Origin of the sequence: Micromonospora sp. CPM1 (genome assembly GCF_023896895.1) — a bacterium.
GTDB lineage: Bacteria > Actinomycetota > Actinomycetes > Mycobacteriales > Micromonosporaceae > Micromonospora > Micromonospora tulbaghiae.
Map to the genome: position 1 here is coordinate 104,452 of NZ_JAMHIU010000009.1, position 22,801 is coordinate 127,252.

General features: G+C 74.1%; 19 protein-coding genes. 10 read left to right on the plus strand and 9 right to left on the minus strand.

Annotation, left to right across the window (positions count from 1 at the left end; all coding sequences use genetic code 11):
• Positions 1-103: 103 nt before the first annotated feature.
• Complete coding sequence (gene pruA / locus M8C11_RS13290) at positions 104-1,732, minus strand: L-glutamate gamma-semialdehyde dehydrogenase (RefSeq protein WP_252449744.1); 1,629 nt, start codon at positions 1,730-1,732, stop codon at positions 104-106.
• Between the two features lie 542 nt (positions 1,733-2,274).
• Here pruA and M8C11_RS13295 point away from each other — a divergent pair.
• Entirely contained in the window at positions 2,275-3,300 is a 1,026-nt protein-coding gene (locus tag M8C11_RS13295; protein ID WP_120573960.1) for a hypothetical protein, read from the plus strand.
• A gap of 7 nt (positions 3,301-3,307) precedes the next feature.
• Here M8C11_RS13295 and M8C11_RS13300 read toward each other — a convergent pair whose 3' ends face one another.
• Positions 3,308-3,817: a hypothetical protein gene (locus M8C11_RS13300; RefSeq protein ID WP_120571502.1), complete on the minus strand. Its 510-nt coding sequence runs from the start codon at positions 3,815-3,817 to the stop codon at positions 3,308-3,310.
• Positions 3,818-3,958: 141 nt separating this feature from the next.
• Here M8C11_RS13300 and M8C11_RS13305 point away from each other — a divergent pair, with 141 nt between their 5' ends.
• Both M8C11_RS13305 and M8C11_RS13310 read left to right on the plus strand, forming a co-directional pair.
• Positions 3,959-4,240 (plus strand): helix-turn-helix domain-containing protein, encoded by a 282-nt coding sequence (locus tag M8C11_RS13305; protein WP_256486374.1) that lies wholly within the window; start codon positions 3,959-3,961, stop codon positions 4,238-4,240.
• Positions 4,241-4,335: 95 nt separating this feature from the next.
• On the plus strand, positions 4,336-4,914 hold the full coding sequence (locus M8C11_RS13310; RefSeq protein ID WP_120571504.1) for an Rv3235 family protein: 579 nt from the start codon (positions 4,336-4,338) through the stop codon (positions 4,912-4,914).
• A 458-nt stretch (positions 4,915-5,372) separates the two neighbouring features.
• On the opposite strand, the gene secA is transcribed toward M8C11_RS13310, so the two are convergent.
• On the minus strand, positions 5,373-8,282 hold the full coding sequence (gene secA / locus M8C11_RS13315) for a preprotein translocase subunit SecA (RefSeq protein WP_252449745.1): 2,910 nt from the start codon (positions 8,280-8,282) through the stop codon (positions 5,373-5,375).
• Between the two features lie 169 nt (positions 8,283-8,451).
• Between secA and M8C11_RS13320 the strand changes: the two genes are divergently transcribed.
• Both M8C11_RS13320 and M8C11_RS13325 read left to right on the plus strand, forming a co-directional pair.
• Positions 8,452-9,609, plus strand: coding sequence for a GNAT family N-acetyltransferase (locus tag M8C11_RS13320; protein WP_121686372.1), 1,158 nt, complete (start codon positions 8,452-8,454; stop codon positions 9,607-9,609).
• Entirely contained in the window at positions 9,606-10,712 is a 1,107-nt protein-coding gene (locus M8C11_RS13325) for a GNAT family N-acetyltransferase (RefSeq protein ID WP_252449746.1), read from the plus strand. Before M8C11_RS13320 ends, M8C11_RS13325 begins: the two co-directional genes overlap by 4 nt.
• Positions 10,713-10,754: 42 nt before the next feature.
• On the opposite strand, the gene hpf is transcribed toward M8C11_RS13325, so the two are convergent.
• The 5 genes from hpf to mtrA form a co-directional block, all read right to left on the minus strand.
• Positions 10,755-11,399: a ribosome hibernation-promoting factor, HPF/YfiA family gene (hpf, locus tag M8C11_RS13330; RefSeq protein ID WP_120571508.1), complete on the minus strand. Its 645-nt coding sequence runs from the start codon at positions 11,397-11,399 to the stop codon at positions 10,755-10,757.
• Between the two features lie 251 nt (positions 11,400-11,650).
• A complete protein-coding gene (locus M8C11_RS13335; RefSeq protein ID WP_252449747.1) occupies positions 11,651-12,355 on the minus strand; it encodes a ComF family protein in 705 nt (234 codons plus the stop codon).
• 4 nt (positions 12,356-12,359) lie between these two features.
• Entirely contained in the window at positions 12,360-14,159 is a 1,800-nt protein-coding gene (locus tag M8C11_RS13340; protein ID WP_252449748.1) for an LpqB family beta-propeller domain-containing protein, read from the minus strand.
• Positions 14,156-15,901: an MtrAB system histidine kinase MtrB gene (gene mtrB / locus M8C11_RS13345; RefSeq protein ID WP_374668075.1), complete on the minus strand. Its 1,746-nt coding sequence runs from the start codon at positions 15,899-15,901 to the stop codon at positions 14,156-14,158. The genes M8C11_RS13340 and mtrB overlap by 4 nt, the downstream gene beginning before the upstream one ends.
• A gap of 16 nt (positions 15,902-15,917) precedes the next feature.
• Positions 15,918-16,607, minus strand: coding sequence for an MtrAB system response regulator MtrA (mtrA, locus tag M8C11_RS13350; protein WP_013284210.1), 690 nt, complete (start codon positions 16,605-16,607; stop codon positions 15,918-15,920).
• A 215-nt stretch (positions 16,608-16,822) separates the two neighbouring features.
• Here mtrA and M8C11_RS13355 point away from each other — a divergent pair, with 215 nt between their 5' ends.
• From M8C11_RS13355 to M8C11_RS13375, 5 genes are read left to right on the plus strand one after another with little or no spacing between them, the layout of a single operon-like run.
• Positions 16,823-17,668: a hypothetical protein gene (locus tag M8C11_RS13355; protein WP_121685185.1), complete on the plus strand. Its 846-nt coding sequence runs from the start codon at positions 16,823-16,825 to the stop codon at positions 17,666-17,668.
• Positions 17,665-18,264 (plus strand): DUF4129 domain-containing protein, encoded by a 600-nt coding sequence (locus tag M8C11_RS13360; RefSeq protein WP_252449750.1) that lies wholly within the window; start codon positions 17,665-17,667, stop codon positions 18,262-18,264. Before M8C11_RS13355 ends, M8C11_RS13360 begins: the two co-directional genes overlap by 4 nt.
• Positions 18,261-19,565, plus strand: a complete 1,305-nt coding sequence (locus tag M8C11_RS13365) for a DUF4350 domain-containing protein (RefSeq protein ID WP_252449751.1) — start codon at positions 18,261-18,263, stop codon at positions 19,563-19,565. Before M8C11_RS13360 ends, M8C11_RS13365 begins: the two co-directional genes overlap by 4 nt.
• The gene (locus tag M8C11_RS13370) at positions 19,562-20,539 is read left to right on the plus strand and encodes a MoxR family ATPase (protein ID WP_252449752.1); all 978 of its coding nucleotides are present in this window, start codon (positions 19,562-19,564) and stop codon (positions 20,537-20,539) included. Before M8C11_RS13365 ends, M8C11_RS13370 begins: the two co-directional genes overlap by 4 nt.
• Positions 20,536-21,846, plus strand: a complete 1,311-nt coding sequence (locus M8C11_RS13375; RefSeq protein WP_121685188.1) for a DUF58 domain-containing protein — start codon at positions 20,536-20,538, stop codon at positions 21,844-21,846. The genes M8C11_RS13370 and M8C11_RS13375 overlap by 4 nt, the downstream gene beginning before the upstream one ends.
• Here M8C11_RS13375 and M8C11_RS13380 read toward each other — a convergent pair.
• Positions 21,824-22,777: a stage II sporulation protein M gene (locus M8C11_RS13380; protein ID WP_252449753.1), complete on the minus strand. Its 954-nt coding sequence runs from the start codon at positions 22,775-22,777 to the stop codon at positions 21,824-21,826. The two genes, M8C11_RS13375 and M8C11_RS13380, sit on opposite strands and share 23 nt — an antisense overlap.
• Positions 22,778-22,801: the final 24 nt, after the last annotated feature.

The following is a 22,801-nucleotide window of genomic DNA, read 5'->3' on the forward strand; positions in this document are numbered from 1 at the left end:
CGTCCAGGATTTGCTCATTTCGGCACCCGATGACGGGTCCGATGTGCACTGTCGGATGAGGAAGAGGGCCCGCCCCGGCCGGGACGGGCCCTCTCGAAGCGTCTCAGCCCATGTGCGGGTAGGCGTGATCGGTCGGCGGGACGAACGTCTCCTTGATCGTCCGGGGCGACATCCAGCGGACCAGGTTGTGCCAGGAGCCCGCCTTGTCGTTGGTGCCGCTGGCCCGGGCGCCGCCGAACGGCTGCTGCCCGACCACCGCGCCGGTCGGCTTGTCGTTGATGTAGAAGTTGCCGGCGGCGTACCGCATCTTCTCCGCCACCTGGTCGACCACCCGGCGGTCGGTCGCGAAGATCGACCCGGTCAGCGCGTACGGCGCGATCGACTCGGCCTGGGCGACCACCTCGTCGAAGCGGGCGTCGTCGAAGACGTGCACGCCGAGGATCGGCCCGAAGTACTCGGTGGTGAACGTCTCGTGCGCGGCGTCGGAGCACTCGAACAGCGTCGGCCGGACGAAGTAGCCGACCAAGTCGTCGGCGGTGCCCCCGGCCAGGATGCGGCAGGAGTCGTCGCCCTTGATCAGCTCCAGCGCGGCGGTGTGTCGGCCGAACGCCTTGTCGTCGATCACCGCGCCGCCGAAGTTGCCGAAGTCGGTCACGTCGCCGTAGGTCAGCGAGTCGGCGGTGGCGGCGAGCCGGTCGCGCAGCCCACCCTCCCAGAGGGACCGCGGGACGTACGCCCGCGAGGCGGCGGAGCACTTCTGCCCCTGGTACTCGTAGGCGCCCCGGATCAGCGCGGTGTGCAGCGCGTCCACGTCGGCGCTGGTGTGCGCGACCACGAAGTCCTTGCCGCCGGTCTCGCCGACCAGCCGGGGGTAGCCCCGGTAACCGGCGATGTTGTCGCCGACGGTCTTCCACAGGTGCTGGAACACCTTGGTCGAGCCGGTGAAGTGGATGCCGGCCAGGTCCGGGTCGGCCAGCACCACCTCGGAGACCTCCTCACCGCGCCCGGTGACCATGTTGATCACACCGGGCGGCAGGCCGGCGGCCTCGAACAGGCGCATGGTGAAGTGCGCCGCGAACTGCTGCGTCGGGGACGGCTTCCAGACCACCGTGTTGCCGAGCATGGCCGGCGCGGACGGCAGGTTGCCGGCGATCGCGGTGAAGTTGAACGGGGTGATCGCGTAGACGAACCCCTCCAGCGGCCGGTGGTCGAGGCGGTTCCAGACCCCGGGCGAGGACAGCGGCTGCTCGGCGAGGAGCCGCCGGGCGAAGTGCACGTTGAACCGGAGGAAGTCGATCAGCTCGCACGCCGAGTCGATCTCGGCCTGGACGGCGGTCTTGGACTGGCCGAGCATGGTGGCCGCGTTGAGCGTGTCCCGCCAGGGGCCGGCGAGCAGGTCGGCGGCGCGCAGGAAGATCGCGGCCCGCTCCTCGAACGGCAGCGCCCGCCACATCGGCGCGGCGTCCTTGGCGGCCCGCACGGCGGCGCGGGCGTCGTCGTGTGTGGCGTGCCCGGTCACGCCGAGGACGTGCGCGTGCTTGTGCGGCTGCACCACGTCGATCGACGCGCCGCCGGCCATCCGGCGCTCGCCGGCGATCGTCATCGGCAGCTCGATCCGCTCGGCGGCCAGTTCGGCCAGCCGCCGCTGGAGCCGTTCCCGGTCGGCGCTGCCGGGCTCGTAGGTGTGTACCGGCTCGTTGATCGGCTCGGGTACGGAGAACACGGCGTCCATGACAAGGCTCCTGGCGATCTCGACGGCGACGGCGAAACCGGACCCGCGGACGCCGGCCGGCGGCCGGACGCCGGACACCGCGGGGTCAGCGGCGGCGGGACCTGGCCCGATTCTGTCACGAGACGCCCCCGCGGACCGTGCCTCCCCGGTACACCGGACAGCCCGGCCGTCTCCGGACCGTCGGCCCCAACCCGCCCGATCCCGACGAAACATCGGGCCACAGCTCTTTCTGTTGACGATTCGTCGGCACCCCGCTGTGCATCGGCCCACCCCACCTCGGGGAGATGGCGGTATCCGCGCGCCCGGACGGCACCACCTCCCCGAGCCGCAGGCTCGCGGATATCGGCCACTGATCCACACCACCTCGGGGAAACGGCGGTGTCCGAGCCCCGGGGATGCCACCACATCGGCGAACCGCAGTCGATCAAGGCCCAGGCGGCACACGGCCCGCCCGAGGAGCGGCGGCGCGCCGCGTAGGCTGGATGACCGGTGACCTGCCCGGCCCGGCGGGGGGCGATCCGGCGACCGTCGAAGGGAAGACGATGAGCAACCAGCCCGGCAGCTCCACGGCCGCGGAGACGGACCAGCCCGAGGCCGTCGAGCCGTCGGCCGGCGAGGCGAGCACGGACGAGGCCACCGCCACGGACGAGGCCGTCCCGACCGGGCGGCCGGAGTTCGCCCCGGGCGCGCTCGTGCTCGCCCTGCTCTCCATCGGGTGGCTGGCCGCCATGCTCTGGTCCACCCGCGAGGCGATCCACTCGACGGCGGCCGGCGTCACCGCGATCAGCCTCTCCGCGTACGCGCTGCCCGGCGTCATCACCGCGGCACTGGTCACCGGCGCCACTGTCGCCCTGCTCGCGACCAACCGGCTGGGCCGCGCCACGCTGCGCTTCCTGGCCGCCGTCGGCACCGGCCTCCTGGTCGGGCTCGTCACCGCGGTGGCGATCAACCTGACGTACGCGGACAACGCCACCACGAACACCATCGCCGGCACCGCGGCGGCGGCAGCGATCATCGGCGGGGCGATGGCGGGCGCGCGCCAGGCCCGGGTGGTGGGGGCGATCACCCTCGCGACGCTCACCGCGCAGATCTTCGTGGTGCTGTTCAGCCGCGCCCGCGACCCGCTCTCCGACCTGTTCGGCGCCGGGGAGACCCAGCAGTCGATGCTCGACGCCGCGAAATGGGTCTCGCGTACCGAATCGTTACTCGCCGGGCTGCTCGCCGGCCTGGCCGCGTACCTCTATCTCACCTGGTCCCGCCGCCGGGCGGAGCGCCGCGACGGCGTGGCGTCGCCGCTGCGCTGGCCGGCGTACCTGGTCGCCGGGGCGGGCGCGGGCCTGCTCCTGCTGCTCACCGAGGTGATCATCCGGATCGGCGGGCGCGGGCTGCTCGACCTGGCCGCCGCGCTCAGCGAGGCCGACGAGGTGGCGCAGACCGCGCTGGGCACCTCACGGGTGGACAACGGGATCTGGGTGCTCTTCGTAGGCGCGCTGACCACGCTCATCGTCTTCGGACGCACGCTCGGCCCGCGCCCGGTGGACGACGACGAGGACGAGCCGGCGGCCTGACCGGCCGTCAGCCGGCCTCGCGCAGCAGCAGGTCCAGCTCGGTCACGTCGTACCACTCCAGTTCGTGGTCCTCGGCGCCGTCGACTGTGAACTGGGCGTCCGGGTCGCCGGCCTGCGCCTCGACCACCACGTCGACGGCAGCGGCCACGTCTTCGACCGCGTCCGCGCCGTCCACGTGCAACGCGGCGATCGACTTCACCGGCACCGGCCCGGCCGGCCGGACCACGCTCGACCCCAGCTCGCCGTCGACCCGGCCGACCGCGCGGGCCGGCAGGTCGGCCGAGACGACCACCCGTCGCCGGGGCGCTGTGGGGTCGTTGCGGAGCAGGAGCAGCGCGTCCTGGGCGGCCCGGGTGAAGGCCACGTACTCCAGCTCCTCCTCGTCGCCCTCGGCGTACCACTCGCGCAGCTCCGGGGTCACGGCGTGCGCCGCCTCGGCGCTCAGCCCCTCCTCGCGCAGCCGGGCGAGCATGGGGACGGTCGCCGGCAGGTACACCCGGACAAGCTCGTCGGTCACGGGTCACTCCCACACTCAGGCCGATCGTCGGCGGACGCCGACTCCGGGCGCCGATCATGCCGTACGCCGAGACCGTCATACACCCGGCACCCGCGCGGGTGAAGCGTCCCGCCGGTGTGTCTCCCGAACGGGCGCGCGGCGATGTCACCAGCTGATGGCAAACTGAAGCAAACGCAACCAACCCCGGGAGTCACCGTGGAGTCGAGGTTCCTGCTGCTGTCCGACGTCGCCGCCGAGCTGAACGTCTCGGACTCGCAGGTCTACCACATGGTCCGCAGCGGCGAACTGCCCGCGATCAAGATCGGCGGCCGGGGCCAGTGGCGGGTCGAGCGCGCCCGGCTGGAGGAATACATCGAGCGCAAGTACGCCGAGACCGCCGAGTGGGTACGCGGCAACCCGCTCGGCGAGCGCGACGAGGAGTGACCGCCCGGGGACCGCCCGCCATTGACGACGGTCACCTCAGTCCGGAAAGATGAGAGCCTGTCGGAGGCAAACGAAGGCAAACGCAAGGATTCGAGATGGTCGACACCCGCCGTCCCCGAGCACCCCGCCCGCCGGTCCGTCTCCGGCCCGCCCCGCCCCTCGATCCGCCCTGCACCGACGAGGAACCGCTCTGGACTCCCGTCGGTCAGCTCACGCTCGACCTCGCCGACCCGCGCCGCCGTGCCGCCGCGCGCCCCGCCGGCCGCGCCCCGGACCCGGCACCCGCCTGGCCCCGCTGGTCCGGCGCGCAGCCGTCAGCCCTCGCCTCCGCCACACCCGAGGGAGCGCGCGCGGCACACCGGTTCGTGCGCACCTTCCTGGAGATCGTCAACGGCTTCCGGCCGCCCGGTCAGCTCCGGCCGCTCTGCCTGCCCGAGTCGGCCGGCCCGGTGGCTGCCGAACTGACCCGCGCGGCCCGCCGGGTGACCCCGGTCCGCCGCCGTACCGCCCGGCCGGCGCTGCTGCTGCGGCGCCTGCGGGTCTGCGAGCCCCGCGCGGGCGCGGTCGAGGCCACCGCCGTGTTCGCCGGCGCCGCAGGCGCGAGCTGGGCGATCGCAATACGCCTGGAACGCCGCCGAGGCACCTGGCTGTGCCTGGTCCTCGACGTCCTTTGAGCCCGGCCGCCGCCTCCCCGACCTGCCTCGACGCGCCGCAGCCCCCCGCGCCGACCTGTGACCGGGCGCAGTCAACCAGCTCCCGGCTCCCGGCTCCCCGGCTCCCCGGCTCCCCGGCTCCCCGGCTCCCCGGCTCCCGTGGAGATCTTGGTACCAAACGGCCCTCATAGGGGCCCTTTCCTACCAAGATCTCCGCCGCTCCCACCAAGCGGAACGCCAATCTCGCTGAACGGGAGGCTCGCCGCAGCAACCAGCCGAACGAGGATCTCCGGCCCACACCCGCGCCTCCACGGCGCCGATCTTGCACTTTCGGTCCCCCGATACCGGCATGAAGCGGGCACGATGAGGGCCGAAACTGCAAGATCGCGGGGCAGGTAGGGAGGGTGGGGACGGGCGAGGGCGGGACGGGGACGGGCCCCGGCCGGAAGGCCGGGGCCCGTCGGGGCGCTCGTTCGGGGTCAGTTGCCGCCGTTGGGCGAGCCGTGGCAGCGCTTGTACTTGCGGCCCGAGCCACACGGGCAGGGCGCGTTACGGGACGGGCCCTCGCCGCCGTCGACCTGGCCCGGCGCGGCCCGCCGGGCGGTGCTCGCGGCGACCGCCTGGCCGCTCGCCCCGGCCGCCGCACCCGGGGTACGGCGCGGCGTGGAGGCGGCCGGACGCTCCGAGGACTGCTGGCCGATGCCGAGCGCCGGGGCCTGCTGCTCGGGCCGCTCGATCACCGGGGTGCCCCGGCCGGCCTCGCCGTCCACCGACGGTGCGGAGTATTGCAGGCCCTGCTGCTGCGGCGCGCGGTTGAGACCCTTGGCCCGGATCTCCACCGGCTTCTCCAGCAGCGCCACCTCTTCGGCCTCCGGCTCCGCCTCCTCGACCTGCACCTCCAGGTTGTAGAGGAAGCCGACCGTCTCCTCCTTGATGCCGTCCATCATGGAGGCGAACATGTCGAAGCCCTCGCGCTGGTACTCGATGACCGGGTCGCGCTGGGCGTACGCCCGCAGGCTGATGCCCTCCTGGAGGTAGTCCATCTCGTAGAGGTGCTCGCGCCACTTACGGTCGATCACCTGGAGCAGCACCATGCGCTCGAGCTGGCGCACCGCCTCCTCGCCGAGGGTCTCCTCACGCCTGTCGTACGCGGCGTGCGCGTCCTCCTTCAGGCGGGCGAGCAGGAAGTCCTGGTCGATGCCGGAGCGGGAACCGACCTCCTCCTCCAGCTCCTCGACGGTGATGCCGACCGGGTAGAGCTGCTTCAGGCTGGACCAGAGCTGGTCGAGGTCCCAGTCCTCGGCGTAGCCGTCGCTCGTCGCGCCGACCACGTACGCGGTGACCACGTCGTCGATCATATTGCGGACCTGGTCGGACAGGTCCTCGCCGTTGAGCACCCGGAGGCGCTCGGCGTAGATCACCTGGCGCTGCTTGTTCAGCACCTCGTCGTACTTGAGGACGTTCTTGCGGATCTCGGCGTTCTGGCCCTCGATCTGGGCCTGGGCGCTCCTGATCTGGCGGGTGACCATCTTCGACTCGATGGGCACGTCCTCCGGGATGTTGAAGCGGTCCATCACGGCCTCGACCGCGCCGGCCCGGAAGCGCTTCATCAGCTCGTCCTGGAGCGACAGGTAGAAGCGGGACTCGCCCGGGTCACCCTGCCGGCCGGCGCGACCGCGCAGCTGGTTGTCGATCCGGCGGGACTCGTGCCGCTCGGTGCCCAGCACGTAGAGCCCACCGGCGGCGGCGACCTCCTCCGCCTCGACGTCGCACGCCTGCTTCCAGGTCGGGAGGATCTCCTCCATCGCCTTGGCGTACTCCTCCGGCTGCTCGACCGGGTCGAGCCCGCGCTGGCGCAGCTCGTTCGCGGCGAGGAACTCGGGGTTGCCGCCGAGCAGGATGTCCGTACCGCGGCCGGCCATGTTGGTCGCGACCGTGACCGCGCCCTTGCGCCCGGCCTGCGCGACGATCTCCGCCTCCTTGGCGTGGAACTTCGCGTTCAGCACCGAGTGCGGGATGCCGCGGCGGCGCAGCATGTGCGACAGGATCTCGGAGTTCTCCACCGAGACGGTGCCGACCAGCACCGGCTGGCCCTGCTCGTGCCGCTCGGCGATGTCCTCGACGACGGCGTTGAACTTGGCCTTCTCGGTCTTGTAGATGACGTCGGGCCGGTCGAGCCGGACCATCGGCCGGTGCGTCGGGATGGTCACGACGCCGACCTTGTAGACCTTGTTGAACTCGCCCGCCTCGGTCTGGGCGGTACCGGTCATGCCGGAGAGCTTCTCGTAGAGGCGGAAGTAGTTCTGGAGGGTGATGGTGGCCAGGGTCTGGTTCTCCTGCTTGATCTCCACCCCCTCCTTGGCCTCGATCGCCTGGTGCATGCCCTCGTTGTAGCGGCGGCCGTGCAGGATGCGGCCGGTGAACTCGTCGACGATCAGGACCTCACCGTCGTTGACGATGTAGTCCTTGTCGCGCTTGTAGAGCTCCTTGGCCTTGATCGCGTTGTTCAGGTAGCCGACCAGCGGGGTGTTCACCGACTCGTAGAGGTTGTCGATGCCCAGGCGGTCCTCCACCTTGGCCACGCCGCGCTCGGTGATCGCGATGGTGCGCTTGGCGTAGTCGACCTCGTAGTCGCCCTCACCGTCGGTGCCGGGCTGGAGCCGGGCCACCACCGTGGCGAACTCCTGGTACCACCGGGCGGAGTGCTCGGCCGGACCGGAGATGATCAGCGGGGTACGCGCCTCGTCGATCAGGATCGAGTCGACCTCGTCGACCACGGCGAAGAAGTGGCCGCGCTGGACCAGCTCGTCCTTCGACCAGGCCATGTTGTCGCGCAGGTAGTCGAAGCCGAACTCGTTGTTGGTGCCGTAGGTGACGTCGCACTCGTAGGCCGCGCGGTGCTCGGTGGCGGGCCGGTTGGGCAGCACCACGCCGACCTGCAGGCCGAGGAACTCGTGGACGCGGCCCATCCAGGCGGCGTCGCGCTCGGCCAGGTAGTCGTTGACCGTGATGACGTGCACGCCCTTGCCGGCGAGCGCGTTCAAGTAGACCGGCATGACCGAGGTGAGCGTCTTGCCCTCACCGGTCTTCATCTCGGCGATGTTGCCGAAGTGCAGCGCCGCGCCACCCATCACCTGGACGTCGTAGGGGCGCTGGCCGAGCACCCGCGAGGCGGCTTCCCGGCACACCGCGAACGCCTCGGGCAGCAGGTCGTCGAGGGTCTCGCCATCCTCGAGCCGCTCCTTGAACTGGTCGGTCATGCCGCGCAGCTCGTCGTCGCTGAGGTTGACGTAGTCGTCCTCGATCGAGTTGACGGCGGCAGCGATGGCCTTCAGCCGACGCACCATGCGGCCCTCGCCGGCGCGAAGGAACTTTTCCAGAATCGACACGGATCAACGCTCCCCTAGACGGTCTCGAACCATCGTAGGCGCTCCGAGGCGACGATGGTCACTGGTGGCGGCGGTCCGGGCTCCGGAACCCGACATAACGCCGCGACCGTGCGCCACCGGCCGCTAATCGGGTTACGCCGTGCGCGAACGATCCGGCACGATGGCTCGAATGGAGCCTGTGGAGATCATCGAGGACGGCCTACTGCTGCGCCCGTGGCGCGCGGAGGACGCCGACGCGGTGCACCGTGCCTGCCAGGATCCGGACATCCAGCGCTGGACCACCGTACCTCGCCCGTACCTGCCGGAGCACGCGACCGAGTTCGTCACCACGATCAGCGCCACCGCCTGGGCCGAGGGCACCGCGGCGCAGTTCGCGGTCTGCGACGCCGGCACCGGCGAGCTGCTCGCCTCGATCGGCCTGGTCTCCGTCGACCGCGCGCTGGACTCGGCCGAGGTGGGCTACTGGACCGCGCCGTGGGCACGGGGCCGGGGCGTCGCGGTCCGCGCCACCCGCGCGCTCGCCCGCTGGGCGTTCGACGCGCTCAAGCTGTGCCGGCTCACCTGGCAGGCCGAGATCGGCAACCACGCCTCCCGGCTGGTCGCGCTGCGCGCCGGCTTCCGGATCGATGGTGAGCTGCGGCTGGCCCACCCCAGCCCCGGCGGCCGCCCGGAGGGCTGGATCGGCTCCCTCCTCCCGGCCGAGCTGGCCGCGCCCGGCGACCCGGTCCCCTACGGCCCGGACACGCTCCAGGCCCGCCGGGCGGCGGTCTTCGGCCGCCCGCAGCCGGTCCTGTTCGCCACCGCCGGGGACACCGAGCTGCGGCTGCGCGCGCTGGAGGAACGCGACCTGGCCGAGGTGACCCGCACCTGCCAGGACGAGCAGACCGTCCGCTGGACCACGGTGCCGCACCCGTACCGGCCGGAGCACGCCGAGGGTTTCCTGCGCGACCTGGTGCGCCCGGCCTGGGCCCGGGGCACGGCCGTGACGTTCGCCGTGGCGGATCCGGACGACCGCTACGTCGCCTCGGTCGACCTGCGCCTGCTGCCGAACGACCCGCTGGTGGCCGACGTGGGTTACATGACCGCGCCGTACGCGCGCGGCCGGGGTTACCTGCCGGCCGCTCTCGCCGCGGTCTGCGCCTGGGGCTTCACCACGCTCGGCCTGGCCCGGATCGAGTGGCGGGCGAACGTGGGCAACACCGCCTCCCGGCGGGCCGCCGAGAAGGCCGGCTTCACCGTCGAGGGCACGCTGCGCGGCGGCGTCCAGCACCGCGGCGAGCGGCAGGACGTCTGGATCGGCGCGCTGCTGCCGGGCGACCTGACGTGACGCCGGAGACGATCGAGGGGTACGGCGTACGGCTGCGGCCGTGCCACCTCGCGGATGTGCCCGAGACGGTGGCCGGGTGCGCCGATCCGGAGACCCGCCGGTTCATGCCCCTGCTGCCCGACCCGTACGACGCCGACGCCGCCCGCTGGTGGATCACCGAGGGCGCGCCCGCGGCGTGGGCGGCCGGTGGCGCCGCGTACACGATCGCCGACCCGGCGACCGACCGGCTGCTCGGCAGCATCGGCCTGACCCGGCTGAGCGCGGAGCGGGCCACGTACGAGATCGGTTACTGGGTGGGACCGGCGGCGCGCGGCCGGGGCGTGGCGACCGCCGCCACACGGCTGCTGACCGAGCGGGCGTTCGCCGCCGGGGCGGCCCGGCTGGAGCTGCTCACCCGCGTCGACAACGTGGCGAGCCAGCGCATCGCACTGGCCTGCGGTTACCGGCACGAGGGCGTACGCCGGGCGGCCGGCGCGGACGGCGACGGCGTACGCCAGGATCTGATCGCCTGGGTGCGGCTGGCCGACGACCCGCCCGGGCCGGTAGCGCGCCTGCTGCCGGACCTGCCGGACGGCCGGCTCACCGACGGCGTGGTGACGCTGCGCCCGGTGGAGCCGGTGGACACGGACGCGCTGTTCCGGCTGCACTCGCTGCCGGAGGTGGTGGCGAACCGGGTGCCGCCGGTGGCGCCGGAGCGGGCGGCGCTCGCGCGCCGCTGCCGGCTGGCGGCGAGCCGCTGGCTGGCCGGCGAGGCCGCCGACCTGACGATCCTCGACGCGGCCACCGGTGCTGTCGTCGGCGGCTGCGCGCTGTTCTACGACGAGCCGGCCACCGGGCAGGCCATGGTCGGCTACAGCCTGCTGCCCGAGGCGCGCGGTCGCGGGCTGGCGGCCCGGACGGTCCGGCTGGTCGCGGGGTGGGCGTTCGCTGTCGGGGTGGTCCGGCTGTGGGCCGGCACCCGGCCGGACAACGTCGCCTCGCAGCGGGTGCTGGAGCGGGCCGGCTTCCGGCGGGAGGGGCTGTTGCGCGGCCGGCTGCCCGGCCCGGACGGCGTCCGTGTCGACTCGGTGGTCTACGGCCGCCTGGCCACCGACGAGAACTGAGGACGGACCCCTGCCCGGGGCCCGTCCTCACCGGTCAAGGGGTCACGTGCCGAGCTGGATGATCCCGTAGTCGTACGCGTGCCGCCGGTAGACCACGCTCGGGCGGCCGGACTCCTTGTCCTGGAACAGGTAGAAGTCGTGGCCGACCAGTTCCATCTGGAACAGCGCGTCGTCGACGGTCATCGGTTCGGCGGGGTGGACCTTCGCCCGGGCGATGTGCCACGGCTGGTCGTCGGGTTCGGTGTAGCCGCTCTCGTCGGGGCGTTCGGCGACCGCTGTGGCGGTGCCGTGGCCGTCGAGCGCCGCCAACCCCGGGCCGTCGAGATCGGCCACCGGCAGGCCGGCTGTCGCGGCGGCCACGGAGATCGGCGCGTGCCGCCCGCGGTGCACCCGGCGACGGTCCGCCGCGCGGCGGAATCGCGTGTCCAACTTGGCGATTGCGGCGTCGAGCGCGCTGTAGAAGTCGTTCGTGCAGGCCTCGGCCCGGATCACCGGGCCGCGCGTCACGCACGTGATCTCCACCCGCTGGCAGGTGTCCGCCTGACGTGGATTGCGCTCGTGGAACAACTCCACGTCCACGCGAATGAGCTTCTGGTCGTAGCGTTCGATCTTCGCGAGCTTCTCGGCTACGTGCACCCGGTAATGGTCCGGCACTTCGACGTTACGGCCCTTGACCACGATGTCCACGTGACCTCCCTTGTTCGGACGGTCGTTCGGTCCGGATCAGATCCGGTCGACGCACCCGGGAGGGCCCCGCTCGGCGTCGACCGGTGTTGTTCGGCTACGCCTCCTTCCAGTGCCGGGGGAAGGTTGGATCCTCACTACCCCCGACACCGAAACGCTAACTCCTGTACGGCCAACCGTCACCCCTGGTCGCCGAAGGCGGTCGCGAAATTTAACAGCTCATACACCATGGGGTGAAACGGATACACGAAGCGTCACCGGCGGTGCCGCTTTTGCGTTGCGGCGAGCACCGCCGCGGCCTTTGGCGCCATTCCCGCGCGGTGCAACATCCGGCTCACCGCCGCCAGCGTGGCGCCGGTGGTGACGATGTCGTCGAGCAGCACGACGTTCTCCCCCGGCCGGTGTCCGGTGAGCGGGCGGCGCAACCGGAACGCGGTCTCGGCCGCGGCGGCCCGTCCGGCGCTGTCCAGCGCCACCGAGTCGGTGCGGGGCAGCGCGCGGAGCGGGCGCAGCACACGTACCGGCCAGCCGGCCGCGCGCAACCGGGCCGCCGCCGGGCGGACCAGCCGGTCCAGGTGGTCGCCGTAGCGGGCCCGGGCGGCGCGGGCGGTGTCGGGCACCGCCACGAGCGCCACCGGTCCGGGTGGCCCCGCCGCCGCGGCGACAACCTCGGCGAGCAGCGCGCCCAACGGCCGGGCCAGCCCGTGCCGGCCCCGTTCCTTGTACGCCAGCAGCCCTTCGCGCAACGCGCCGCCGTACGGGCCGAGCGCGAGACAGGGTGGCAGGCCGGGCGGGGCCGGATCGGGCCGGGCAGGTGCGGGACGCAGCGACTCCAGCTCCCGCACGCAGCCGGGGCAGAAGCCGTGCCGCAGCCGTACCGACCCCGCGCCGCAGCCCGCGCACCCGGCGGGCAGCACCAGGTCGGTCAGGTCCGACCAGAGCCCGCCCAGGTCACGCACGGGCTCAGTAGAGGAAGAACGGTGCGGTCGGGTTGGTCGCCCGGCTGCCCGACGGAACGTCGAGCACCTGCTCCCGCTTGACGTAGTCGAACGGGTTGTTCCGCCAGGCCGCGCCGTCCGTCTCGAACATGAACGAGAACGCGGCCAGGCCGCGGTCGCCGCCGCCCGGATACCCGGCGAGCTGGGTCACCGGGGCGCCGATCTCCACCGCCAGCGGGGTCTCCCAGGCGCCGTCGACGGTGAGCTGGTGGATCGCCGAGCGCCGGTCCGCCTCGTTGCCGGCCAGCGCCAGCTCGTTCTCCGCCACCCAGTCCACCACCGTCACGCCGGTGAGCAGCGTGGTCACCCGGCGGGGCTGCCCGAGGCTGACCACGCCGCCGTCGACGCTGACCGCGGCGACGAAGACCGCGCCGCCGGAGGCCAGCGCGATCCGGTGCCCGTCGAGGGAACCGGCGACAGCCGTCACCGGCCCGGGAACGGACAGCGGGATCTCGCTCGTCCGGCCCGCGCCGTCGAACCGGTAGAGCCGGCCGTCCGCCGCCACCAGACCGGCCGGGCGGGCCTTGTTCAGCGACCGCAGCCAGGTGGGACGGCTCATCGTCCGGAACGTACGGTCGCCGGGGTTGAGGGTCGTGACCGGATCCGGGCCGGTGCCCACCTTGAGCCGCCTGCGGTTGTCCGACCCGGTCACCACGAGCGCGGCGAGCACCTGGTCGTCGGCGCGGGCGAGCGACGCGGAGACCACGTTGCGGTTCTCCGCGGGCGGCAGCGGCACGGCGGCCCGCGACTCGTTGCCGAACGCCAGGGGACGGACGGCGCCGTCGTAGACGGCGAACCGCATCGGGTCGCCGCCGCGTGGATAGGCGGCGGTGGAGACGCGCTCGCGCCCCAGGTCGACGGTGAGCCGCTTCTGGTTCTGGATCTTCAGGTCGACCTGGCCGTCCAGGTCCGACAGGGACCACGCCAGCTGGGTGCCGAGCCGGGTCAGCCGCTGCTCGTTGGCGCCCGGCATGTTGAGGTTGATCTCCCAGTGGCCGTCCGCGCCGGTCGCGTTGTTGATCAGCTGGGTGCCGTCGGGCAGCCCGGTCACGCCGGGGGCCAGCCAGTCCGACGGGCGGTCGGCCAACCACTTCATCACCTCGGTGATCCGGCGCTCGGTCGGCGCGGACGAGGGCAGGTAACGCTGGTCCGGCACCAGCCGGGTCAGGTCGGTGTTCCAGAAGTAGACGGTGCGGGGGCGGTAGTACTCGCGCATCGCCGAGTCGCTGGCCAGCAGCACGTTCGGCAGCTCGGTGATCAGCAGGCCGGTGCCGGCCGGTTCGGCCCGGCGCAGCTCGAAGACGTACTGCGTCTCGCTCGCCACCGGCGGGCCGAGCGTGCCGTCGGCGCGCAGCACGCCCACCTGCTGCACCTTGAGCGTCACGGTGCTGGTGCCCTGGTTGTTGGGCGGCGTGCTCTCCGGCTTCTCCCGCAGCCGGACCACTGTCAGCTCGACCTCGCTGGTCTGCGGCTTGCCCGGCAGCAGGTCGCGGGCCTCCGCGGCGAGGAACTTCCGGGCCCGGGCGTACGCCTGGTCGCGTTCCCCGGCGGCGGCGGCCCGCAGGTAGTTCTCGATGAACGGCACCGGCTCGCTGCTGTCGGCCGGTTCGGGCGGCCGGGCCGGGCTGCCGTTGAGCGCCCCGGACTCGGCGGCCGGCACCGAGCCGTCCACCTGCACGTCGGTCTGGTGCGGAATGCCGCATCCGGCGAGCGCGGCCGGCAGCAGCGCGCCGGTCAGCAGCAGGGCCAGGACGCGGCGGTTCACGGCCGTGCCTCCGCGTGGTCGCCGCCGGCCGGTCCGGCGGTCAGCGCCGCGACGCCGCCGGGCCCGATGGCGGGCAGCCCGCCGTCGCGGGGGCCGCCGAACGGCACCGTGGCGTCGGCCGGCACCAGCCGCAGCGGGGAGGTGGTGAGCCGGTCCCCGGCCCGGGCCGGCAGGGTGAGGCGGAACTGTGCGCCCTGGCCCGGCGCGCCCCACGCCTCCAGCCAGCCGCCGTGCAGGCGGGCGTCCTCCAGGCTGATCGACAGGCCCAGCCCGGTGCCGCCGGTCTGCCGGGCGCGCGACGGGTCGGCCCGCCAGAAGCGGTTGAACACCAGCTTCTCCTCCCCCGGCTTGAGGCCGACACCGTGGTCCCGCACCGTGATCGCCACCGCGCTCTGGTCCTGGCCCAGGGTGATCCGTACCGGCTTGGCCTCGCCGTGCTCGACCGCGTTGCCGACCAGGTTGCGCAGCACCCGCTCGACGCGGCGCGGGTCGACCTCGGCGATCACCGGAGTGTCCGGCAGGTCCAGCTCGATGGTCACCCCGACCCGCTCGGCCAGCCCGGCCAGCCGCTCGGTCACCCGGTGCACCACCGGCACCAGGTCGGTCGGCTCGCTGTCCAGCACCGCGAAACCGGCGTCGAACCGGCTGATCTCCAGCAGGTCGGTGAGCAGTTCCTCGAACCGGTCCAGCTCGGCCTGGAGCAGCTCGGCGCTGCGGGCCACCGCCGGGTCGAACTCGTCGCGCTCGGCGAAGATCAGGTCGGCGGCCATCCGTACCGTGGTCAGCGGTGTCCGCAGCTCGTGCGAGACGTCGGAGGTGAACCGGCGTTGCAGCCGGGACATCTCCTCCAGCCGGAGGATCTGCCGTTGCAGGTTCGTCGCCATCTGGTTGAACGAGGCGGCGAGCAGGGCCAGGTCGTCCTCGCCGGAGACCACCATGCGCTGGTCGAGCAGGCCGGCGGAGAGCCGCTGCGCGGTGCGCGCGGCCACCCGTACCGGCGTCACCACCAGGCGGGTGACCAGCGCGGCCAGCAGGCCGAGCAGCAGCACGAGCGCGACGCCGGTCGCGACCACCGTGGCCCGGGCGTCGGCCGCCGTCGCGTCCTGCCGGGCCAGGGGTACGAGGTAGTAGAGCTCGACCTGCCCGAACTTGGTGGGCACCGGGGAGCCGTAGACCAGGTATTTCGTCCGCTCGCCGCCGAGCGAGCCGGTACGGATCTGGTGGGCGACCTTGCCGGAGGCGACAGTGGCCCGCAGCTCGTCGCCGATCACCGCGCCCACCGGCACGTCCGGCGTGGTACGCGGCTCGATGAACTCGGCGAAGTTGTCGGCGGTGATCGCCACCACCACGCCGCTGGTCTGGGCGGGGTCCCCGCCGGCCAGGTAGTTCACGGTGCCGTCGATGGTGTTCTGGAGCTGCGCCTCCTGCGGCTGGCTGTAGAGGTTGAACTGCTTGGCCGCGTACTCGCTGCCGTTGCTCAGCCGCAGCCGCACGTCGGTCTCGGCGTTCTCCAGCAGGATGCTCGTGATCTTGTCGGCGATCAGATAGGCGAAACCGCCCACCAGCAGACTCGACGCCACCAGCGTGATGGTGACCACACGGACCTGGAGCGACCGCCGCCACGCCTGGTGCACCGCGGCCACCAGCCGGGCGACCCGGCCGGTCAGGGCGAGCCAGAGTGCCCGCACGGCGTGGAGCCGGCGGGGCGCGGCGGTCGGCGGGTCGGGCAGCGGGGTGGTCACCACAGTGCTGACCAGGCTATCCGGTGCCTGCCTTATAGCCCACGCCCCGCACGGTGAGGATGATTTCGGGTCGCTCCGGATCCGGCTCGATCTTGGCGCGCAGCCGCTGGACGTGCACGTTCACCAGGCGGGTGTCCGCCGCGTGGCGGTAGCCCCAGACCTGCTCCAGCAGCACCTCGCGGGTGAAGACCTGGCGCGGCTTGCGGGCGAGCGCGACCAGCAGGTCGAACTCCAGCGGCGTCAGCTTCACCTCCTCGCCGTCGCGGCTGACCGTGTGGGCCGGCACGTCGATGGTGATCTGGTTGCCGGGCGGACCGATGGTCAGCATCTCCGGCGCCACGTCCTCGCCCCGGCGCAGCCGGGCCCGCATCCGGGCCACCAGCTCCTTGGGCTTGAACGGCTTGACCACGTAGTCGTCGGCGCCGGACTCCAGCCCGAGCACCACGTCGACGGTGTCGCTCTTGGCGGTCAGCATCACGATCGGCACGCCGGACTCGCCCCGGATGGCGCGGGCCACGTCGATGCCGCTCATGCCCGGCAGCATCAGGTCGAGCAGGACGATGTCGGGTCGGTTGTCGCGGAACGCGGCCAGCGCCCGTTCGCCGTCCGCGACGAAGGACGGCACGAAGCCCTCGCTGCGCAGCACGATGCCGAGCATCTCGGCGAGGGCGGGGTCGTCATCGACCACGAGTACCCGGGCTCTCATGGGGTTTATCGTTCCATCCCCGTTCGTCTGGAGTGTTCGGCGTCTCCACGGCACCGTAGCGCCGAGCGGCCCCGTGCACCACAGCAAGTCGGCATGGCCGCCCAGCGTGGCGCGCCGGGTCGGACGGGTCCACCGGATGCGGACCCGCCGTGCAACCATGATCCCCCGGGCGTCGCCCCGCCCGCCACCTCCGCTCGCCCCGCCCAGGAGTACGCGTGCCCGACGCCGGCCCGACCGCGGTGCTGCCGCGCCGTCCGCTGACCGTCGGCGAGCTGCTCGACGCGGCCGTGCTGCTGCTGCGCGACCAGGCCCGGGTGCTCGTCCCGCTCGCCCTCCTGCTGGCCCTCGCCGAACAGGCGGTGCTCCACCCGCTGCGGATGCTCGCCGGGACCGAACCGCCGTACTGGTGGCCGGCGGAGTTCGGCGACTCCCTTCCCGCGTACTGGCTGCTGCTGGCGGCCGGTGCCGGCACCGAGGCCGCGATCGTCGCGCTGCTCGGCGCCCCGGCCGCGCGTGGCGCCGGCGCGGCGCTGCTGGGGCGCCGTCCGGCGCCGTGGGAGCTGCTGCGCGGCGCCCGGCTCGGCGTGGCACTGCCGGCCGCCGTCCTGGTCGGGCTGACCGTCACCGCCGCCGGGCTGACCGGGCCGGGCTGGTTCCTGGCGTACGCGCTGCTCGGCCTGGTGGTGCCGGTGCTGGTGCTGGACGGGGTGCCGGGGCACCTGGCGCCCTGGCGGGCGGTACGCCTGGCCGGCCGGGTCAGCGCGCGGGCCGCCGCGATCCGGCTGCTGGGCTACCTGGGCTGGTGGCTGATCCGGCTCGGCATCGGGCTGGGCCTCTACCAGGGCCTGAACATGCTGGGCCTGTTCGACGTCTCGGCCTGGGCGCTGCCCGTGACGATCGCCGCCTTCACCGCGGTGAACGCGCTGGCGTACCCGGCGCTCGCCTGCCTCGACGCGGTGCTGCATCTGGAGACCCGGATCCGCACCGAGGGGCTGGACATCCGGCTCTCCCGCGCGCCGGCCGGCGTGCCCGATCCGGTCCTGCTGGCGGCCCACCGGTGAGCCGGTGGTGGACCGAGGCGGTCGCGGCCCTCGGTGACGTGGTGCCGCTGCCGCTGGCCGCGCTGATCCTGCTGGCGGTCGCGCTGCTGGTGGCGCTGGGCTGGTATTTCTTCCCGGCCTGGGTGCCCCGCCGGCTGCCCCGGTTCAGTCTCCCCCGGCTGCGGCGCCCACGGCTGCCCCGGTTCCGCCTGCCCCGGTTCCGGCGGCGTGCCCGCCGGGCCCGCACCGAACCGCCGGCCGTGCGCCTGCCCGCGCCCCGGACCCCGGAACCCGCGCCGGCCGGCGGGCCCGGGCCGGCCGACCGGCTGGCGGCCGAGGGCCGGTACGCCGAGGCGGTCCGGGAGCGGCTGCGCGAGATGGTCCGGCTGCTGGTCGTCCGGCAGGTGGTGGAACCCCGCCCCGGGCTCACGGTCGTCGAGCTGACCGAGGCGGCGGCCCGCACCCGGCCGCAGGTCGGGCCGACGCTGCACGCGGCCGGGGCGATCTTCTCCGACCTCTGGTACGCCCAGCGCCCCGCGACCGCCGCGCACGACCGGCGGATGCGTGAACTCGCCACCGACCTGAGTCGCGAGCTGACCGGGGAGGAGCCGCGGTGACCGCCACAGCCGTACCGGAGGCCGCGACGACGGCGGCGGCCACCGTTGCGCCGCGCCGGCGTACGTACCGGCTGCTCGTCCCGCTCGGGCTGGCCGTGCTGCTGATCGTGACCACGCTCGTGCTGCGCGCGGCCGACCGGCCCGACGCGGACGAGCCCGGTTTCCTGTCCCCGGTCGCCACCGACGACGACGGCGCCAGCCGGCTCGCCGAGGCGCTACGGACGCAGGGCGTCGCGGTGCGCCGGGAGACGGACCTGACGGCGGCGCTGCGTACCGCCGGGGCGCAGCCGAGCACGCTGTTCGTGCCCGCGCCCGGGCTGGTGCACCCGGAGCTGCTCGACGGGCTGACCGCCCTGCCGCCCGGCAGCCGGCTGGTGCTCGTCGAGCCCTCCCGGCGGGTGCTCGCCGAGCTGGACACCCCGGTCGAACCGGCCGGCGGGCGCTGGGCCGCCCGGGCGGTGCCGCCCGACGCCGGCGGCACGCCGTGCCCGCTGCCCGAGGCGGTCCGGGCCGGCACGGCCGCGATCGACCTCCAGCGTTACGCCGGGCCGGCCGAGGTGGACCACTGCTACGGCGGCGCGCTGCTGCGCGTCCCCGGCCGGGTCGAGACGGTGCTGGCCGGTGCCAGCGACCCGTTCCGCAACGACCGGATCGGCGAGTGGGGCAACGAGGCCCTCGCCACCGGCCTGCTCGGCGGCGACCGCCCGCTGGTCTGGCTCGACCTGCCCGAGCCGGCGCCGGCCCCGACGCGCCCGAGCTGGTCCCCGGAACCGTTCACCGAGGAGCCCGCCCCGGCCGGCAGCGGCGGGTCGGAACGGCCCGACCCGCCCGAGCGCGCCGACCCGCCGCGGGAGAACCCGCTCTGGGGCGCCTTCCCGCCCTGGTTCTGGGCGCTCCTGGTGCAGCTCGCCCTGGCCGGCCTGCTGGTGGTGCTGTGGCGGGCCCGCCGGCTCGGGCCGCCGGTGTCGGAGCCGCTGCCGGTGACCGTCCGGTCCGCCGAGACGGTACGCGGCCGGGCGCGGCTCTACCGCCGGGCCGGCGCCCGGGACACCGTCGCCGGGACGCTGCGCGCCGCCGCGCTGGACCGGCTGGTGACCCGGCTCAACCTGCCCCCGGGCACGCCCGACGACGAGGTGGCCGCCCGGGTCGCCGAGCGCGCCGGCGCCGACCCGGAACGGGTGGCCGGCCTGCTCTACGGCCCCGCCCCGGAGAAGGACCGCGAGCTGCTGGAGCTGGCCCGCGAACTGGACGCCCTGACCCGTACCCTGGCCCCGCATCCCAGCGAAGGAGACCCCCGGTGACCGGACCCGTCACGACCACCGCCCCGTCCGGCGCCCGCGCCGCCCTGCACCGGCTGCGTGCCGAGGTCGCCAAGGCCGTCGTCGGGCAGGACGCCGTGGTCACCGGCCTGGTGATCGCGTTGCTCTGCCGGGGGCACGTGCTGCTGGAGGGCGTACCGGGGGTGGCCAAGACTCTGCTGGTGCGGACGCTGGCCGCCGCGCTCGACCTGGACGCCAAGCGGGTGCAGTTCACCCCCGACCTGATGCCCGGCGACGTCACCGGCTCGCTGATCTTCGACCAGCGCACCGCCGCGTTCACGTTCCGGGAGGGGCCGGTCTTCACCAACCTGCTGCTCGCCGATGAGATCAACCGCACCCCGCCCAAGACGCAGTCGGCGCTGCTGGAGGTGATGGAGGAGCGGCAGGTCTCCGTCGAGGGCGAGCGCCGTCCGCTGCCCGACCCGTTCATCGTCGCGGCCACCCAGAACCCGGTCGAGTACGAGGGCACCTACCCGCTGCCCGAGGCGCAGCTCGACCGTTTCCTGCTCAAGCTGACGGTGCCGCTGCCGGAGCGGGAGGAGGAGCTGGGCGTGCTGCGCGCGCACCACGCCGGCTTCGACCCGCGCGACCTGCGTGCCGCGGGCGTACGCCCGGTGGCCGACGCGTCGGACCTGGCCGCCGCCCGGGCCGAGGTGCGGATGGTGCACGTGGCCGAGCCGGTGCTCGGCTACATCGTGGACCTGTGCCGGGGCACCCGGTCCGCCCCGGCGCTGGAGCTGGGCGCGTCCCCGCGGGGCGCCACCGCGCTGCTCAACGCCGCGAAGGCGTGGTCCTGGCTGGCCGGCCGCGGCCACGTCACCCCGGACGACGTGAAGGCGGTCGCCCGGCCCACGCTGCGGCACCGGCTGCGCCCGCGTCCGGAGGCGGAGCTGGAGGGCGTCACAGTCGACGCCGTGCTGGACTCGGTGCTGGCCACCGTGCCGACGCCGCGATGACCTGGCGGGCGGGTCTGCTGCTCGGGGTGGGCGCGCTGACCCTGCCGGCCTGGCCGGCGCCGTTCCTCGGCGTCGCCGTGCTGACCGCGGCGGTGCTGCTGCTGGTGCTGCTCGACCGGGCGATGGCGGTCCCGCCGGACGCGCTCACGGTCACCCGCTCCGGCGAGCGGACGGTCCGCCTCGGCGGCACCGCCACCGTCACGCTGCACCTGGCCAACCCGACCGACCGCACGCTGTACGCCCAGGTACGCGACGCCTGGGTGCCCTCGGCCGGGGCGCGCCCCGACGTGCCGCCGGATCACCTGCTCACCGTGCCGCCCGGTGGCACCGCCACGCTGCCGGTCCGGCTCACCCCGACCCGGCGCGGCGACCGGCCGGCGGTGGCGCTGACCGTACGCTCGCTCGGGCCGATGCGCCTGGGTGCCCGGCAGCGCGCCGGGGCACCCGCCACACCGCAGTGGACGCTGCGGGTGCTGCCGCGCTTCGACTCGCGCCGGCACCTGCCGGAGAAGCTGGCCCGGCTGCGGGTCATCGACGGTGTGCAGGTCACCCGGGGGCGCGGTCACGGCACCGAGTTCGACACGCTCCGCGAGTACGCGGTGGGCGACGACGTCCGCTCGATCGACTGGCGGGGCAGCGCCCGCCGGGCCGACGTGCTGGTGCGCACGTGGCGCCCGGAGCGGGACCGCCGCCTGGTCTGCGTCCTGGACACCGGCCGCACGTCGGCGGTACGCCTCGGCGACGAGCCCCGGCTCGACACCGCCATCGACGCGGCGCTGCTGCTCACCGCGCTCGCCGCCCGGGCCGGTGACCGGGTGGACCTGCTGGCGGCGGACACCGAGATCCGGGCCCGGGTGACCGGCAGCGGCCGGCCGGCGCTGCTCGCCCGGCTGGTCGACGCGGTGGCGCCGTTGCAACCCGCGCTGGCCGAGACCGACTTCGAGCTGATCGCCGCCGAGGTGCTGCGCCGGGAGCGGCAGCGCAGCCTGGTGGTGCTGTTCACCGCGCTGGAGGCGGGCGCGATCGGCGAAGGGCTGCTGCCGGTGCTGCCCCGGCTGGCGACCCGGCACCGGGTGGTGCTGGCCGCCGCCGGTGACCCGGTGCTGAACCGGCTCGCCACCGCCACCCCGGCCGGCCCGGACGACCCGTACGCGGCCGCGTCGGCGTGGCGGGCGCTGGCCGAACGGGACCGGGTGCGCGCCGCCCTGTCGCGCTACGGGGTGACCGTGGTGGACGTACCGGGGCACCGGCTGGCCCCGGCCGTCGCCGACACCTATCTGCGGCTCAAGTCCCTCGGCCAGCTCTGACCGCGCGCCGGCCGAGCACCAGCGCGTACGCCAGGAACGCCAGCCACACGGCGGCGCCGGCGGCCACCCGCAGCGGGATCGGCACCGGCGCCGGGGTCACGAACGCCTCGATCAGCGCGGAGACCGCGAAGACGCCGACCAGGCCGGCCGCGACCACGGCGGCGAGCCGCCCCGCCTCGGCGACCGCCCGGCCGCGCCCGAGGTGCGCGGGCGGGGCGATCCACGCCCAGGCGGTCCGCAGTCCGACCCCGGCGGCGACGAAGATGCCGGTCAGCTCCAGCAGCCCGTGCGGGGTGATCATGCCGAAGAAGACGTCCGCCCGGCCGTAGGAGATCATCACGCCGCCGACCACGCCGATGTTGAGCGCGTTCTGCCACAGCAGCCAGAGCACCGGAATCACGAGCACGCCGGCGGCCAGGCACTGGGCGGCCAGCCAGGCGTTGTGCGTCCACAGGTGGAACGCGAACGTGGGCGCGGCGAACTCGGTGTAGTAGCCGGCGAAACCGGAGTCCACGAGCTGCCGCGCCGCCTCGGGGCCGACGAACGCGGCGGCGGTGTCCGGGTTGACCGCGACGAACCAGATGAGGAAGGCGCTCAGGGCGCTGAACGCCGTAGCCACGCCGCACCACCAGGGCCAGGCCCGGTAGAGGGCGGCGGGCAGGTCGGCGGCCAGGAACCGGCCCACCGCCGCCCAGGACGGCCGGGGACGGCCGGTGACCCGGGCGCGAGCCGCGAGGACCAGGTGGGACAGGCGGTTCACCAGCGCCGGCTCGGGCGCCCGGGCGCGCAGCGCGGAGAGGTGCGTGGCACTGCGCTGGTAGAGCGCCACCAGTTCGTCGACCTCGGCCGCGTCGAGGCGACGCCGGCCGGTCAGGTGTTCCAGCCGCCGCCATTCGGCGCCGTGCTCGGCCACGTACGCGTCGAGATCCACTCACCCTCCCCCGTTCGGCGTCCA

Bases quoted from the DNA above. Each gene is read 5' to 3' on its own strand.
- pruA (WP_252449744.1), bottom strand. From the start codon at position 1,732: ATGGACGCCGTGTTCTCCGTACCCGAGCCGATCAACGAGCCGGTACAC.
- M8C11_RS13295 (WP_120573960.1), top strand. From the start codon at position 2,275: ATGAGCAACCAGCCCGGCAGCTCCACGGCCGCGGAGACGGACCAGCCC.
- M8C11_RS13305 (WP_256486374.1), top strand. From the start codon at position 3,959: ATGTCACCAGCTGATGGCAAACTGAAGCAAACGCAACCAACCCCGGGA.
- M8C11_RS13310 (WP_120571504.1), top strand. From the start codon at position 4,336: ATGGTCGACACCCGCCGTCCCCGAGCACCCCGCCCGCCGGTCCGTCTC.
- M8C11_RS13320 (WP_121686372.1), top strand. From the start codon at position 8,452: ATGGAGCCTGTGGAGATCATCGAGGACGGCCTACTGCTGCGCCCGTGG.
- mtrA (WP_013284210.1), bottom strand. From the start codon at position 16,607: ATGAGAGCCCGGGTACTCGTGGTCGATGACGACCCCGCCCTCGCCGAG.
- M8C11_RS13375 (WP_121685188.1), top strand. From the start codon at position 20,536: ATGACCTGGCGGGCGGGTCTGCTGCTCGGGGTGGGCGCGCTGACCCTG.